This is a genomic window from Bradyrhizobium sp. SZCCHNS2022 (assembly GCF_032377575.1).
In the GTDB taxonomy this organism is placed as follows: Bacteria; Pseudomonadota; Alphaproteobacteria; order Rhizobiales; family Xanthobacteraceae; genus Bradyrhizobium; species Bradyrhizobium aeschynomenes.
Map to the genome: position 1 here is coordinate 3184013 of NZ_JAUHHZ010000001.1, position 15886 is coordinate 3199898.

The window sequence follows — 15886 nt, forward strand, 5'->3', positions numbered from 1 at the left end:
CCGGCGTTGCGGCAACGCACTCTCCGCCCTCGTCATTCGAGAGTCGATCTGCGCCCTCCCAATGCCGCAGCGAAGCCGGTCCCAGTTCATGCGCCCTCGCCCCTTGTGGGAGAGGGCATGTGTGGCCCATCCGCGCATGCGGTTGGGTGAGGGGTATGTCTCGGCGAGCCGAACTCTTGGAGGCATACCCCTCACCCAACCGAGCTTGCCGCACGTTCCTAGATGCCCTCTCCCACAAGGGGCGAGGGCACTGCATTGCGCAGCGGTGGGGAGGCGACGGCATGACAGGCATTCCCACAGCCGCATGCGCCAACACGTGAAATTCACCCGCGATCTCAAGCTGATTTGCCCTGTCCAGTCCCGCAGCGAAAAATATTTTTGTTTCTTTTTTACCGAAGTCATGATCATATCTGCGCATCCCGCCCGATCGAGGGGCGCTTTCGCGAACGTCACGAAACGTTGGGTGGGATGCGGTGGCCGGTTCTCGTCGCAGCGTGCATGATGCGCGCGGACGAACGAGGGGAGCCGGACGGCGAAGTCGCGTGGTCCTGATACTCCGACGCTAGTATCACGCGCTGATGCGCAAGCATCATGCGCAACGGTGGCCAGAAAGCCCGGCGCACCGGGGAGATCGCGTATAAGCCGTAAGCCCATCGCGCAGGGAAGGCCGGATGTCCGGCTGATCCTGTGGTGACCGCCGCGTGCTTTCCTTTTTGCACGCGGGCCATGGGTGTCAGTCGACGCCCGGCCTTCCCTGCGCCCTCTCTCGAAAAGAGGGACGAACGGCAGACAAATCTCGGACGCTCAGGCGCCGCGAGCACATCGACGGCTGGCTCGTTGACAGCCGGCAAGGAACAAAGTTCTCGCGACCCCATCGAATGAAGAACTTCCCTCTCCATCTGAACCGATCTGCAAAATTGCGCCGGGCAGTCGATCCTGCGAATGATCCTTCTGACACATGCATTCAATCCCCCGTCAGGAGATTTCCGATGGCATCATCGATCAGCGGCCCGCGCCGCGCGCGGCCCTTCCATCTCCTCCGTCGCGGCGTCCTGATGCTGGGCATCGGCGTGCTGGGCGCACTCGCCACATCGCGCACTGAGGCGGCCGAGACCTTGCGCATCGGCTATCAAAAATCCTCCACCCTGATGGCACTGCTCAAGACGAATGGCGAGCTCGAGAAGGCGCTGTCGCCGCTCGACATCAAAGTGTCCTGGCACGAATTCTCCAGCGGACTGCCGCTGCTCGAGGCCATCAATATCGGAAGCATCGATCTGGGCGCCGATGTCGCCGACACCGTGCCGGTGTTCGCGCAGGCTGCGGGCGCGAAGCTGGCCTATGTCGCCGAGGAAGCCGCCTCGCCGTCGGCGCAGGCGATCCTCGTGGCCACGGCATCGCCGATCAAGACCCTCGCCGACCTCAAGGGCAGGAAGATTGCGGTGACCAAAGGCGCCGGCAGTCACTATCTGCTGCTGTCGGCGCTTGCCAAGACGGGACTCTCGTTCAAGGACATCACCCCCGCTTATCTGCCGCCGGCCGACGGCCGCACCGCCTTTGTCAGCAACAATGTCGATGCCTGGGTGGCGTGGGATCCGTTCCTGAGCAGCACCATCCGCCAGTCGGGCGCCCGGGTGCTTGCCGACGGCGCCGGTGGGCTCGCCAGCTACAAGCGCTATTATCTCGCATCGGCCGATTACGCCGCCAAGCATGGCGACGCGCTCAACGTCATCTATGGCAAGCTCGTCGAAACCGGCAGATGGGTGAAAGCCGATCCGGCCGCGGCGGCGAGCCAGCTCGCGGCGCTCTGGGGCATCGATGCGGCCACGGTCGAGGAGGCGAACAGCCACCGCTCCTACCGGGTCGGCGCGGTCACCGCAGCCGGCCTCGCCGAGCAGCAGAAGATCGCCGACGCTTTTCTCGCCGAACGTGTGCTGCCAGCAAAGCTGGACACATCTGCGTTGGCGATCTGGACACCGAGGGCGCCGTGAGACAGACAGGAACCGAGGATTGTGCTCCGCAGCGAAGCCGAGCACGAGGCCCGACGACGTGCCTGAACGAAGGAGCTGCCTTGTGACGACCCACCTTCCCCCGCCGACCGACCGCACCACCGAGCACCCGGCGCATCGCATCTTCGTCGACCGCTGGTCGCCGCGCGGCTTCACCGACGAGGCGCTGCCGGAGACGGAGTTGCTGACCTTTGTCGAGGCGGCGCGCTGGGCGCCCTCCTCCTACAATTCACAGCCCTGGCGTTTCCTCTACGCGTTGCGCGGCTCCGCCGAATTCGACACCTTCCTGGCCCCGCTGATCGAGTTCAACCGCGGCTGGGCGCAGCATGCGGCGGCGATCGTCTATGTGCTGTCGAAGAAGACCTTCGTTCCGGCCGGCAAGACCGAGCCGGCGCCGACGCGCACGCATTCCTTTGACGCCGGCGCCGCCTGGGCCAATTTCGCCAACCAGGCCGCGTTGTCCGGCTGGGCCACGCACGGCATGAGCGGCTTCGACGTCGCCGCCGCGCAGACGGCGCTCGGCGTACCCGAAGGCTTCGCCGTCGAGATCGCGATCGCGGTCGGCCGCAAGGGCGACGGCGGGAAGCTGCCGGCGATGCTGAAGGAGCGCGAGAAGCCGAGCCCGCGGCTGGCCATCGCCGAGATCGCCGCGTCCGGCCTGTTCCCGAAGCGTTTTGGCTGAGGATCGTCGCCCTGCGGGCGCCGTTCTTGCGGCGTTTCGAACCATGAGGCTCGGAGACCAAGGTCCGGGCCTCGCCCTTCGAGACGCCCGCCTGTGGGCGGGCTCCTCAGGGTGAGGGGTGAATGCAGTGAACGGAGAGAGGATTGGCGTGTACGTGGTCCGGTGTGCAGCGTCGCCCTCAGCGCTCAACCCTCATGGTGAGGAGCGCCGCGCCGTAAGCAGCCCGTTGCGAAACGAGGCGATCTCGGGCGCGGCGCGTCTCGAACCATGAGGCCACCGGTCGCTGACGCCCGCTGAAATCTGTGGCAGAAAGCAGAACCCGCAGTCTGACGAGAGCATAGCCCGCATGCCACCGCCGAAACCGCCCGCTTTCGAAACCCTGAGCCTGCATGCCGGCCAGCACCCGGATCCCGCGACCGGCGCCCGCGCGGTGCCGATCTACCAGACCACGTCCTACGTGTTCGACGACACCGAGCACGCCGCTGCCCTGTTCAATCTCGAGCGCGCCGGCCACATCTACACCCGCATCTCCAATCCGACCACGGCCGTGCTCGAGGAACGATTGGCGGCGCTCGAAGGCGGCGTCGGCGCTGTCTGCACCGCGAGCGGCCAGGCTGCCCTGCATCTGGCGATCGCCACGCTTCTGAATGCCGGCGACCACATCGTCGCCTCCTCCTCGCTCTATGGCGGCACCATCAACCTGCTCGCACATACGCTGCCGCGCTTCGGCATCACCACCAGCTTCGTCAAGCCCAGGGATCACGACGGCTTCCGCGCCGCCATCAAGCCGAATACCCGGCTGCTGATTGGCGAGACGCTCGGCAATCCCGGCCTGGAAGTGCTCGACATCCCCAAGGTGGCAGCGATCGCGCACGACGCCGGCGTGCCGCTTTTGATCGACAACACCTTCGCGACGCCCTATCTCAGCCAGCCGATCGCGCAAGGCGCCGACATCGTGATGCACTCGGCGACGAAGTGGCTGGGCGGCCACGGCATCGCGATCGGCGGCGCGATCATCGATGGCGGGCGCTTCGATTGGCGCGGCTCCGGTAAATTCCCGCAGCTCACCGAGCCGTATGCCGGCTATCACGGCATCGTCTTCGACGAGCAGTTCGGCCCGGCCGCCTTCATCATGCGCGCGCGCACCGAAGGCCTGCGCGATTTCGGCGCCTGCCTGTCGCCGACCAACGCATTCCATCTGCTGCAGGGCGTCGAGACCCTGCATTTGCGCATGGAGCGCCATGTCGCCAACACGCGCGCGGTGCTGGACGTGCTCACGGCCAACAAGGCCGTCGACTGGGTGTTGCATCCCTCACTCGAATCGCATCCAGACCACGCGCTGGCGGGCAAGCTCCTGCCGCGTGGCGCCGGCTCGATCGTGTCGTTCGGCATCAAGGGCGGACGCCCGGCGGGGCGCAAGTTCATCGAGAGCCTGAAGCTCATCAGCCATCTCGCCAATGTCGGCGACGCCAAGACGCTGGTGATCCACCCGGCCTCGACCACGCATCAGCAGATGGACGCAGCCCAGCTCGCAGCCGCCGGGATCGGCGAGGAGCTGATCCGGCTCTCGGTCGGCATCGAGGCGGTGTCCGACATCATCGACGATCTCGCACAGGCGCTGCGCGCCTCCCAGAAGGTGTGAGCCATGCAGCTGAGCATCAATGATCGCGAGGTCTTCGCCGCCACCGGCGGCCGCGACTTCGATCCGTCCCTTCCCGCCGTCGTTCTCGTGCATGGCGCGGGCTTCGATCATTCGGTCTGGGCGCTGCACAGCCGCTGGTTCGCGCATCACGGCTTTACGGTGCTGGCGCCCGACCTGCCGGGTCATGGCCGTTCCGCCGGACCGGCGCTGCCGACCATCGCCGACATGGCCGATTGGGTGGTTGCGCTCTTGCAGGCCGTGAACGCGAAGCCGGCGCATCTGATCGGCCATTCGATGGGCTCGCTGATCGCGCTCGACGCGGCGTCCCGTCATCCCGACCGGGTCTCGGCGCTCAGCCTGATCGGCACCGCGGCGACGATGACGGTCGGGCCGGATCTCCTCAAGGCGGCGGAAGCGAACGATCACGCCGCGATCGACATGGTCTCGATCTGGGGACTCGGTTTTGCCGCCGAGCTCGGCGGCAGTCGCGCACCGGGCCTGTGGATGCATGGCGGAGCGCAGGCGACGTTGGAGCGCTGCGCACCGGGCGTGCTGTTCAATGATCTCTCCGCCTGCAACGACTATCAGGATGCGCTGGCGTCCGCGGCCAAGATCACGGTGCCGACCCGTCTGATCCTCGGCGAGAAGGACATGATGACGCCCGTCAAGGCCGGCAAGACGCTGGCCGCCGCGATCGCGTCGGCGCGCACGATCGTGCTGCCGGGCGCGGGACATACGATGATGGCGGAATGCCCGGATGCGCTGCTCGACGCACTGATCGATTAGTTCGCTTGGCCAGGGTGCATCGAGCCCGCCCGGCATGCGCAATGAAACCACGCCGCCGTCGAACGGCGTCGCACCGCGGCGCTGATGCAGGCGAGCTGATGCTCGAGACCAACCGCAGCGGCCCTGGAGGACAGGGCCGCTGCGACAACATGGCGCCACTGCGACGTTGTGCCCTCGATCGGGCGGCACCGTGACGCGGGCCGGGCAGTTGTGGCGAAACGTTGCTCCTCCTATGTGGTCGACGGAAAGGAGCAACGCCGATGGAACTGCGAAACCGTCTACCGGCCGCCATTCTCGGAGCCGTCGTGCTGTCGCTTGCGCCCCCCGTAGCTGCGGCTCCCTTGCTGCCGACCCATCCGGCCCCGTCATCGGCATGGCATCCGAGTGAACCCCAGCGGATCGCGTACCGCCACTGGCGTGGCGGCCACGACTGGCACCCCGGCCTCGGCCGTCGTCACGGCTATCAATACGGCTACCGGCCCCATCACGAGAGCAAGGGCCCGGCCGTTCTCGGGAGCCTCGCAGCCGGCAGCGCAATCGCCGACAGTCGTGCGCAGGCGAGCGCGTCGGAGATTTCCTGCTCGCTGCGTCACCGGTCCTATGACGCGCGCTCCGGCACCTATCGCGGCAAGGATGGCCGTCGCCATCCCTGTGGCCGTCGCTGAAGTTCCGCGCGATGCCGGAGGTCTGGCATCGCGCGTTCCTACGACGAATGTGGCGCGACAATCCGTCCTCCGCGAAAACTGCAACCAAGCCTCGGTCGTTTAGTTTGAGCAAGACCCAGACACTCCGGGAGAAATCAGAATGATGACCTTCAAGGCCGCCGCGACCCTGGCCATCGCCGGCGCGATCTCTTTGTCCACGCTGCAATCGGCCTCCGCAGCGCCGCTGATGTCGCTGTCGGCGGCGGCGAAGCCGACCGAGACCTCGAACGTCGTCCAGGTCGGCTATCGTGGCTGGCATCACGGTGGCTGGGGTGGCGGTGCGGCGATCGGAGCCGGCCTCCTGGCCGGTGCCGTGATCGGGTCGGCGATTGCCGCACCAAGCTACTACGGCGGCTATGCGCCCTATGGCTATGGCGGCTATCGCTATGCGAGCTACCCGTACGGCTATGGCGGGTATTACCCGGCCCACACCTATCGTCCCTATTACGGTGGTTATGGCTACGGCTACGCGCCGCGCCCGGTCTATCGCAGCTACGGCTACTATCACCACCCCCGTCCGTGGCGGCACAGCTACGGCTACTACCGCGGTCCCGGCTTTGGACATCATGGCTGGCACGGCGGGCGCCATTTCGGCCACCGCCACGGCCATGGCGGCGTGATCGGCGTGCATCACCGCTGGTGATGCGATGGTGACGTCGGTGCGGGCGGCTCCCCGCTCGCACCGATCGCCCGTCAGGCTCCGCCCGTCGCCTGCGAGAGTCCGTGCCTCGCTTCGATGATGCTCCGATCGATCCGCGCCACCTCCGAAGCCGGGATCACGTATTCGTCGTGATCGCGCCAGGCAAACACGACGAATGTCGCGAACGCCCCCATTGCGCCGAGCGCGACCATCCACCAGATGTGCCAGATCAGCGCAAATCCCGTGATGGTGGCGAAGAACGCGCACACGAACCCCGTGGGGGAATTCCTTGGCAGCTCGATATCCTGATAGTCTTTTGTCCGGTTGTGGAGCTGCTGGTCCTTGGCGTTTTCCTTGATCCGCCAATACGCATCCTGCCCCGTCACATTCGGCAGCACGGCAAAGTTGAATACCGGCGGTGGCGACGACGTCGCCCACTCCAGAGAGCGACCGTCCCAGGGATCGCCCGTGGTGTCGCGAAGCTGCTCGCGGTCGCGGATGCTGAAGACGAGTTGGAGGATCTGCAGAATGACGCCAATCGCAAGCAGCGCCGTGCCGAACGTCGCCGCGGCCAGCCAGGGACGCCACTCGGCGACGTCATAGTGCTGCATGCGCCGGGTCATGCCGAGCAGACCGACCACGTAGAGCGGCATGAAGGTGACGTAAAATCCGACCAGGGTGAACCAGAACGCCGCTTTACCCCAGCTCTCGTACAGACGGAATCCAAAGGCCTTTGGAAACCAGTAGGTGATGCCCGCGAACACGCCGAACAGCACCCCGCCGATGATCACGTTGTGGAAGTGGGCGACCAGGAACAGGCTGTTGTGCAGCAGGAAGTCCGCCGGCGGCACCGCGACCAGAACGCCCGTCAGCCCGCCGATCATGAAGGTGATCATGAACCCGACCGACCATAGCAACGGCGTCGTGAACCGCACCCGCCCGCCATACATCGTGAACAGCCAATTGTAGATCTTCACGCCCGTCGGCACCGCGATGATCATGCTGGCGATGCCGAAGATGGCGTTCACGTCGGGGCCTGCGCCCATCGTGAAGAAATGGTGCAGCCAGACCATGAAGGAGACGACGCAGATCGCCATCGTTGCCAGCACCATCGAGCGATAGCCGAACAGCGACTTGCTCGAAAATGTCGCAACCACCTCGGAGTAGATGCCGAAAGCCGGCAGAACCAGGATGTAGACCTCGGGGTGCCCCCAGGCCCAGATCAGGTTCATGAACATCATCATGTTGCCGCCGGCCTCGTTGGTGAAGAAATGGAAACCGAAATAGCGATCGAGCATCAGCATCGTCAGCGTCGCGGTCAAAATCGGGAAGGCCGCAACGATCAGCAGATTCGACGCCAGCGTGGTCCAGCAGAACATCGGCATGCGCAGATAGCTCATCCCCCTGGTTCGCAGCTTGAGCACGGTGGTGACGAGATTGATGCCGCTGACGAGAGTTCCCACTCCGGAGATCTCGAGCGCCCAGATGTAATAGTCGACGCCGACACCCGGCGAATAAGTGAGCTCGGACAGCGGTGGAAACGGCAGCCAGCCGGTGCGGGCGAACTCGCCGACGACGAGCGAGACGTTGACCAGCAGCGCGCCGCTCGCGGTCAGCCAGAAGCCGACCGAGTTCAGCGTTGGAAACGCGACGTCGCGCACGCCGAGCTGCAAGGGCACCACAAGGTTCATCAATCCGATCACGAACGGCATCGCCACGAAGAAGATCATGATCGTGCCGTGAGCCGAGAAGATCTGGTTGTAGTGCTCCGGCGGAAGATAGCCGTTGGAATGGAACGCCACCGCCTGCTGCGTCCGCATCATGATCGCATCGGTGCCGCCACGCAGCAGCATCACGAAGGCGAGCAGGATGTACATGACGCCGATGCGCTTGTGATCGACGCTCGTGATCCACTCACGCCAGAGATATGGAAAATGTCCTTTCGCGAGCACCCAGCCGAGAACGCCGAGGATCGCGACCAGCACAAGCCCTGCGGCCACGAGTGGAATGGGCTGGCCAAGCGGAATGGCCGACCAATCGAGCTTGCCGAGCATGGCGCCTCCAGGTCAACGCGGGCTGCGACGATGAGAGGACCGCGCGGGCCGGCCTGCACGCGCGATGAGAAGCAACGCGATGCCCCCGAGTCCGATGGCCAGCCCCATCTTGCTGAGCTGCCCGGCAGGCGGAAGCTGCTTGCGCCGAAGCCAATCGCCGCTCACCGCAGTCCCCGCCGGAATCGGCGCAAGCACGGCACCAGTGGTGCGCGGCGCGCCCTTTGCGCGTGCAAGCAGGAAGCGGAACGCCGTGCTCATGAGGCGCTCCGTCGGGCGGCGTGCCAGCGCGTAGGAGATCTGGCCAAGCCGCGCCGGCCATCCGACGGCAACCTCGTCGCGCGGCGCACGAATGAGCTGCACGAACGTCTCGGCGACGTCCTCGGGACGATACAACAGCGGACCGGGATCCAGGTTGCGGCCGGACATGTTGGCGCCGTGAACGAAACCCGGCGTGTCGACCATGGCCGGGAACACGCTGCAGACATGAATGTGCTCGTGAGCAGCAAGCTCCTGCCGCAGGCTGGCCGAAAAGCCGCGCAGGCCGAACTTGCTGGCTGTATAGGCGGCCGCGAACGGAGTCGGCGCCCAGCCGCCCAACGAAATGTTGTTGATCAGGGTCCCTCGCCGCTGTCGCAGAAGGATCGGCAGCACGGCATAGGCGCCGTTCATCGTGCCGAGCAGATTGACCTCGATCGTCTTGCGGTGAAGCGCGATGTCCGCGTCCTGATAGGCGCCGAACACACCGGTGCCGGCGTTGTTGATCCAGACGTCGATGCCGCCGAATGTCTGCACCGCCTGCTCGGCCAGGCGCTGGACCGCTTCCGCGTCCGTGACGTCCGTCGCGACGGCGATGGCGCGCCCGCCGAGCGTCTCGCACTCAACGGCAACGGCCTTCAGCACCTCTTCACGCCGGGCTGCCAGCACAAGGCTGGCGCCTTCCCGGGCCAAAGCCAGCGCGGCCGCCCGGCCGATGCCGCTCGAGGCGCCGGTGATGACGATGCGGGTTCCCCGCAGGTCGCGCATCAGCCGCCGCGCCTCCGGCGACGAATCGAGAAGCCAGCCGAGCGACCGACGCAATTGCTGCGTACCGCCGCTCTCGAACCACCGGCCATGGGCAAACACCACCCGCTCGGGCGCCAGCGCGACCAATCGCGCGGCGGCGAGCCGGACGGCACGGCCTCCGAGACGAAGCAGCAGCCGCAGATGGGCCGGCGCCTTGCCGTCCGGCGCCGTGATTCCCAGCATGTGAGCCGCTGTGCGCGGCAGAATCCCCAGCCCCTCGGGCGCCAGGTTCTGAACCAGATCGGCCAGGATGAGCGTACGGCTTGGTCGATGGAACAGCTCGACCTCGGTGAACATCGGGGCGGAGATCAGAACCAGCTGAAGATCCGGGGACCACTCGTCCGGCGTGACATCGGCCAGCTCGCGGTCGATGCGCAGGCGGTTGCGCCGGATCTGGCGGCGGTCGGCAAGGCCTGGCGCTGCATACAGGCGCGCGTTCGGCAGAGCCGCCTGCCAATCCGGCAGGAACATCCAATGCGCCACGTTGGGCGCGACCAGATATTTGATCGGCCCGAGCTGCTCCAGCTCGTCGCGCAGCGCGTGAGAGAAGCGCGTCGGGGAGTGCAGCAGCAGGTCGCCGCTCGACAGGCGGATCACGGTCATGCGAACCGGCATCGGAAGGCCGGCGGCGCTGATGCGGCCGGCATCGGCGATCCAGAGGTTGTCCGCGACCGGCCGCAGGCCATGGCCGATCGTTCGTGGCTGAGTTGCTTGATCCATGAGAGGTCCGCCGACGAGTTGCCCGTCAACAAACCTCTTGGAGGCGGTATGGTTGCAATCGCCCCGCGCCAAGGCTCCCGGATCGCGCGCCCGCCTAGAATCCGGCCGGCGTCGTCCCGCTGTAACCCGTTCCGCGCCCTGCCCTGCGGCCCCCCACCTGCCGGTTCACCGGAGATAGCTTGCCAGATTGAGACTTTGGATCTTGGAGATCGCGGTATAGGACGCCGTGAGCTGCGCTTGATAGGTCGACAACTGCGCGGTCACCGCGGCGACGTCGACGCTGGTGAGATCGGTCGCCAGGCTCTCGGCGTAGCTCTTGAAGTCGGTCTGCTGCGACTTTGCGGTCTCGATGCGGGAAGCGGCGTCGGACAGCTTCGCCTGGACGGTGGCCACATCGTCCACGGCCTGATCTGCAAGCGTCAGCGCCGAGGTGATATCGCTACCGGACAGGGTCGAGCTGTTCGCGACGAATTTCAGCACCCGCATGACCTCCTCGAAGGCGGAATTGTCCGCTGTCACACCATAGGTGACCGACTGACCGTCGGAGACCCGCACGGTGGCAAGCTCGCTGTCACCCTGGTAGTAGCCGGTGTCGACGGTGGTCAGCGAGCCGGTTCCAGAAGCGAAGGTCGAGGTGTCGACGGCGGCCGTCGACGTTCGAGCCCCGCCGAACAGATATTGCCCGTCATACTGGGTGTTCAGAATACCCGCCATCTGCTCCAACAATTGTTGCGCCGAGCTGATAGCGGACGTTGTTCCCGTGCTGCTGCCGGAGCTCGCGGCGCTCAAGGCGGTACGCAACTGGCTGACGATATCGGACACCTGACCGACCGCGGAATACATGACCTGCACCTTGCTGTCGGCCAGCGTCGCGGCATCGATGTAGGATTGCGCCCGCGTGACCGACACCTGCAAATTGACCACATGCTGGGTGTCCGCGCCGTAGTCGGCCAGGTATCCCGACTTCAGCCCCGACGCTTCCTGCACCTGCAGCCTGGCCATCGTCGCCTGCGTCCGCAGTGCGCTGGCGATCATCTGGTCGGAGTTCGCGAAGGTCGCAACCCGCATCGTCATGATGAATGCTCCGAACTAGGTCGACTGCACGGCGCTGAGCAGCGACGAGAACATGCTGTTGATGACGGAGATCAGCTGCGAGGCGGCCGCGTATTTGTTCTGCAGCGAGCTCAGCCGGGCCGTCTCCTCATCGATATTGACGCCCGACTGCGACGACAGCGAGCTGGCATAGCTCGACTGGGCGGTGGATTTCGCCGTGTAGGCGCTCGCCGCCTGCGAGGCCTTGCTGGCCACGTTGGCAACGATCGATGCCGCGTAATCGGCAAAGGAGCCGGTGGTCGCGCTCAAGCCTCCGGCGGACGAGAAGCTGGTCGAGCCGGTCAGCTTGTCGTAGAGCCCATCGATGACCGTCGCCGAGCCTGCCGTGAGCACCTGGCTGCCGGCCGCCAATGTCGCCGAGCTGTCGAGCGTCCCGGTCGGCAGGCCGGCAGCACCGCTGAGAATGCTGCTGTTCACGGCGAAATCGGCAGCACCCGAGCCCGTGACGAGATCGCTCATGCCGAAATAATCGGAAAAGCCGCTGCCGCCGATCGCGCTCGTCATGTCGTTGATCGAGATGCCGTTGGCCGACGACGTCGCGCTGATCGACAGATGACCGCTTCCATCGATCGAGGCCGATACGCCGGAAATGCCGTTGAGCGCCGTGACCAGATCGCCCACGGTCGCGTAGGACGACAGATCGAGATCCTGGTAGGAGACGAGGCTGCCGCTCTGATCGGCCACGGCGATCCGGACCGTACCCGACCCCGACAGCGCCGTCGTGCTGCTGACGCTCGCCGATCCCGTCAGGCTGATTGGCGGCGGCACCGCCGATGCGCCGTTGGTGATCGAATTGAGCGCCGATTTCAACTGCGAGGCGAGCTGATCGAGCTGCGTCTGCACAGCCGGGAGGGTCTCGTCGCGCAGCGTGATCAGCGAGCCGATCTCACCCGAGGTGATCTGGGACGTGACGTCGACGCCGTCGACCAAGATGCCGCTGAAGCCGCCGGATGCATAGCTGGACGAAGCCGAGACATTGGCCGACGCGGTATAGCTCAGCGTATGGGCCGAGCTGTCGACAAGCGCGCGTCCGGACGAGGTGTAGACCTGAAGATCCCCGTTCGACGCCGTGTAGTAGCTGACGTTCATGTAGGACGACAGATCCTGCAGCGCAGTGTTGCGCTCGTCTTCGAGATCGGCGGTCGACTGGCCGGACGCAGCCATCTTGCGGATCTCGACGTTGAGATCCGCGATCTGCTGGAGATCGTCGTTGACGCTCTGGATCGACGAGGCAATGTCCTTGTCGGCATCGGCCCGCAACGCCTGCACGCCGCTGGACGTGCTGCGCAGCTGACTCGCAAAGTCGTCGAGCGCACTGACGACGGCCGATTGCAGCGAGACGCTGCTCGGTGAGCTCGCCAGCGACGACAGGGCCGATTCCAGCGACGCCAGCGAGTTTGCCAGCGACGTGCCCGTGGTCGACGTGCCGGAGGACGAGGCGCTGCCAAACAGCTGCTGCAACTGCGTCAGGTAGTTGTTCGTGGTGTCGGCCGCGCCGAGGTCCGAATTGGCGCCGATCAGGGACTTCAGCAGCAGCTTGTCGACATTGCTCGAGATGCCCGTGATCGACACCCCGGTTCCAACGCCCGCCGTGACGTTGGCGATCTGGTTCGCAGACTTCTGTGTGTAGCCCTTGGTGTCGGCGTTCGAAATGTTCGACGACGCCACGCTGATCTGCAGCTCGGTCGTCGAGATGCCACTGAACGCGACCAAACGTGCTATATCGAGCGACATCGCCCTACTCCCGCTGGATGGCCATCACGCCCTGACATTGGTCCCGCATGAGGTCGCAGGCGCAGCGCGGCGGCCGCTGGCGCCATATGGCGAGGCATTTGCGATCTGCTCGCGGATCGCCTGCATCACCGCCTCGATCCTGCGATTGCTCGCCTCGATCGCAGCCCGCAGCCGCACCAGGTTTTCGTCCATTGCGCTGCGCAGATCGAGAATGTGCTCCATGAGCTGCTCGCGCAGGACGCGATCCCGCACATCAAGGCTCGCCGTCTGCCTGGCGCAGTCGGCCACCCGTTGCTCGAACAGCCCGGCGAGCCGGTTCTTGTCGTCGAGCTGCTTGGAGCGTGAGGCCGGCAGGCCCTTGGCGAGCTCTGCATTCTCCTCCGACACCACCGCGATCAGCTCGTCGATCAGCGCGATCAAGGTCCTCACCTCACTCTCGCTTGCCGGCCGTCGGTCGGGTTGGATTGCCTGTTTCATCCTGTCGCTCCCAATCCTAGTTTTCACGCGGTGGCCGGCGGCTCGTCTGCGCGACCCGCGCATAGGTGTTCAATGCCGTCACGCGGACCGCGGCGACCCGGAACTCCTCCTCGAGCAGCGCGCATTCGCGCAGGAGCTTCCGGCGGACCGTCTCGATGTCGTCCATCAGCGCCAGCAGCCGCGCGCGATCATCCCTGCCGGCGCCTGCGGCGCGCAGCCTCAGCCGCCGCAGCTTCTTCAGCAGGATCTCGCCCTCGCCGAGCCGCTCCTTTATCAGATCGGCCATGCTCACCTCATCGACGAGATCAGGGTGTCGTACATCTTGTTGACGGCCGAGATCACCTGCGAGGCCGCAGAATACGCCTGTTGTGCCGAGATCATGTTGCTGAACTGGCCGGTCGTATCCGTCGTGCTCGACTCGAGCTCGCTGCCGTAGATGGTGCCCGCACCATTCTCGCCCGACGCCTGCAGGGTCGCGTTGCCCGACGTCGCCGTGGCGGTGTACATGCCGCTGGAGTGCGCCACGAGCCCGTTCGGATCGGAGAAGGTGGCCACCGCGAGCTTATAGATGGGAACGGTCTGGCCGTTGGAATAAGTCGCCTCGACCAGACCGTCCTTGCCGACCGCGATGCTGCTCAGCGTGCCGAAGGAGATGCCGTCCGAGTTGGCACTGAAATTCGAAACGCTCGGGGTCGTGCTTCCGGACGCCAGCTGGGTCAGACCATCGGTGCCGCCGCCGGTGGTTCCGAAGCTGAGCGTGATCGAGCTGGCAGCGGCACCGTTGTTCCAGGTGATGCCGAGATTGGTCGAGGAGACGGTGCTGAGCGATCCGTCCGAATTGAAATCGATCGTATAGGTGCCGCTGGTCACGGTGCCGTCCGAGGCGGTGGCGGGGGCGATATCGGCGGTCCACTCGTTCGCCGTCGCCGACTTGGTCCAGTTGACATTGAGCGTGTGCGCCTGCCCCAGCGAGTCGTATACCGTCATCGAGCTGCTGAAGGTGTCACCGCTCGCTGCATCCGCCGGCAGGTTGGCGGCGAGCGACGTCTTGGTGGTGGCCCCGCCATTCGTCAGCGCCACCTTGGTGTTGACCGGCTCGAGGCCGTTGCCGACCACGTTGCCGCTGGCGTCGGTGCGCCAGCCTTCCAGATAATAGCCGTTATTCTGGAGATAGCCGGCATTGTCGGTCGAGAAGGCGCCGTTGCGCGTGTAGAACGTCTCGCCGCCGGCCGAGGTCGAGTTGGTGGCAACGAAGAATCCTGCCCCCTGGATCGCGACGTCGGTCGCGTTGGTCGTGGCAGCCAGCAGCCCCTGCTGGGTGATGTTGGAGCGGCCGGAAACCGACACACCGCCAGACGAATAGGCCTTGGAGCTGCTCGACGCCGTCACCAGCTGCTCGAACAGGCCGGACGTGGTCTTGTATCCGGTCGTATCGGCGTTTGAGATGTTGTCGCTGATCATGGCGAGCGACGAGCTCTGCGCATTGAGCGCCGAGATCGCCGATGAAAGGGCTCCAGAAAGACTCATGATTCTACTCCGAATGGTGCGGTCAGGAGGTGACGCCGATGATGTTGCTGGCACTGACCGGTACGCCGCCGACGGTGAGCGACGGCGTGCTGGTCGAGGTGTCGATGCCGGTCACCGTCCCCGTGATGGTCGTGTAGTTGAGGACCGAGTTGCCGGCCGAGTCGGTGGCAGTAACGGAGATCGTGTACTGGCCGCCGTCACTGAGCTGATTGCCGCTGGAATCGGTGCCATCCCAGCTGAAGGAGTTGCTTCCCTTGTTGCCGGTCCCTGTGCCGGTCCAGACCGTGCTTCCGGAGGAGTCCTTGATCGAAACCGAGACAGTCGAGGCGGCCGAAGAGAGCGAGTAGCCAAAGGTCGCGGAGCCGTTGGAGAGGACGGCGGTGTCGCTCTTGGCTTCGACAGTGTGGCCGATGTAGTTGACCGAGTTCAGCGTCACCAGGCTCGAGAACGAGCTGGCCAGCGAATTCATGCTTGTGTTGATCGACTGCTGCTGGGTGAAGTTGGCATAGGACGTCATCTGATTGATGAAGTCGGTCACGCTGGTCGCGTTGAGCGGATCTTGGTTCTGTAGTTCGCTCACCAGCAGCTGAAGGAAATCGCTCGAACTCAGCGTCGTTCGCGAGTCGCTGGACGATGAAGTCGATGAGGTGGTCGTGGTCGACGAGCTCGTCGCGGAAACGGTCATGGCAGAACTCCGGCTCTCGCCGTGACAAACGGCGGGACACAGCGCCTCCGATGG

The 15886-nt window shown here is 65.2% G+C and carries 14 protein-coding genes; 6 read left to right on the forward strand and 8 right to left on the reverse strand.

Going from position 1 to position 15886, the window contains the following annotated elements; all coding sequences use genetic code 11:
• The first annotated feature begins 1055 nt into the window (after positions 1-1055).
• The 6 genes from QXZ94_RS14165 (at position 1056) to QXZ94_RS14190 (ending at position 6463) form a co-directional block, all read left to right on the forward strand.
• Positions 1056-1988, forward strand: coding sequence for an aliphatic sulfonate ABC transporter substrate-binding protein (locus tag QXZ94_RS14165; protein ID WP_315726266.1), 933 nt, complete (start codon positions 1056-1058; stop codon positions 1986-1988).
• A gap of 82 nt (positions 1989-2070) precedes the next feature.
• Positions 2071-2688: a nitroreductase family protein gene (locus QXZ94_RS14170; protein ID WP_315720918.1), complete on the forward strand. Its 618-nt coding sequence runs from the start codon at positions 2071-2073 to the stop codon at positions 2686-2688.
• 346 nt (positions 2689-3034) lie between these two features.
• Positions 3035-4330 (forward strand): O-acetylhomoserine aminocarboxypropyltransferase, encoded by a 1296-nt coding sequence (locus QXZ94_RS14175; RefSeq protein WP_315720919.1) that lies wholly within the window; start codon positions 3035-3037, stop codon positions 4328-4330.
• A gap of 3 nt (positions 4331-4333) precedes the next feature.
• Positions 4334-5116: an alpha/beta hydrolase gene (locus QXZ94_RS14180; RefSeq protein WP_315720920.1), complete on the forward strand. Its 783-nt coding sequence runs from the start codon at positions 4334-4336 to the stop codon at positions 5114-5116.
• A gap of 260 nt (positions 5117-5376) precedes the next feature.
• Complete coding sequence (locus tag QXZ94_RS14185; protein WP_315720921.1) at positions 5377-5781, forward strand: BA14K family protein; 405 nt, start codon at positions 5377-5379, stop codon at positions 5779-5781.
• Between the two features lie 139 nt (positions 5782-5920).
• The gene (locus tag QXZ94_RS14190) at positions 5921-6463 is read left to right on the forward strand and encodes a hypothetical protein (RefSeq protein ID WP_315720922.1); all 543 of its coding nucleotides are present in this window, start codon (positions 5921-5923) and stop codon (positions 6461-6463) included.
• A gap of 50 nt (positions 6464-6513) precedes the next feature.
• Here the strand turns inward: QXZ94_RS14190 and cyoB are convergent, their stop codons facing one another.
• From cyoB to QXZ94_RS14230, 8 genes are all read right to left on the reverse strand, one after another.
• A complete protein-coding gene (cyoB, locus tag QXZ94_RS14195; RefSeq protein ID WP_315720923.1) occupies positions 6514-8514 on the reverse strand; it encodes a cytochrome o ubiquinol oxidase subunit I in 2001 nt (666 codons plus the stop codon).
• Positions 8515-8526: 12 nt separating this feature from the next.
• Positions 8527-10296 (reverse strand): SDR family oxidoreductase, encoded by a 1770-nt coding sequence (locus tag QXZ94_RS14200; protein ID WP_315720924.1) that lies wholly within the window; start codon positions 10294-10296, stop codon positions 8527-8529.
• Between the two features lie 165 nt (positions 10297-10461).
• Positions 10462-11370, reverse strand: a complete 909-nt coding sequence (locus QXZ94_RS14205; RefSeq protein ID WP_315720925.1) for a flagellin — start codon at positions 11368-11370, stop codon at positions 10462-10464.
• A 15-nt stretch (positions 11371-11385) separates the two neighbouring features.
• On the reverse strand, positions 11386-13143 hold the full coding sequence (flgK, locus tag QXZ94_RS14210) for a flagellar hook-associated protein FlgK (RefSeq protein ID WP_315720926.1): 1758 nt from the start codon (positions 13141-13143) through the stop codon (positions 11386-11388).
• Positions 13144-13167: 24 nt separating this feature from the next.
• The gene (locus tag QXZ94_RS14215) at positions 13168-13620 is read right to left on the reverse strand and encodes a flagellar protein FlgN (protein ID WP_315720927.1); all 453 of its coding nucleotides are present in this window, start codon (positions 13618-13620) and stop codon (positions 13168-13170) included.
• A 16-nt stretch (positions 13621-13636) separates the two neighbouring features.
• Positions 13637-13906 carry a hypothetical protein gene (locus QXZ94_RS14220; RefSeq protein WP_315720928.1) on the reverse strand — a complete coding sequence of 90 codons (270 nt, stop codon included), beginning with the start codon at positions 13904-13906 and terminating at the stop codon, positions 13637-13639.
• 2 nt (positions 13907-13908) lie between these two features.
• A complete protein-coding gene (gene flgE, locus QXZ94_RS14225) occupies positions 13909-15147 on the reverse strand; it encodes a flagellar hook protein FlgE (protein ID WP_315720929.1) in 1239 nt (412 codons plus the stop codon).
• Positions 15148-15169: 22 nt separating this feature from the next.
• Positions 15170-15832: a flagellar hook assembly protein FlgD gene (locus QXZ94_RS14230; RefSeq protein ID WP_315720930.1), complete on the reverse strand. Its 663-nt coding sequence runs from the start codon at positions 15830-15832 to the stop codon at positions 15170-15172.
• Positions 15833-15886: the final 54 nt, after the last annotated feature.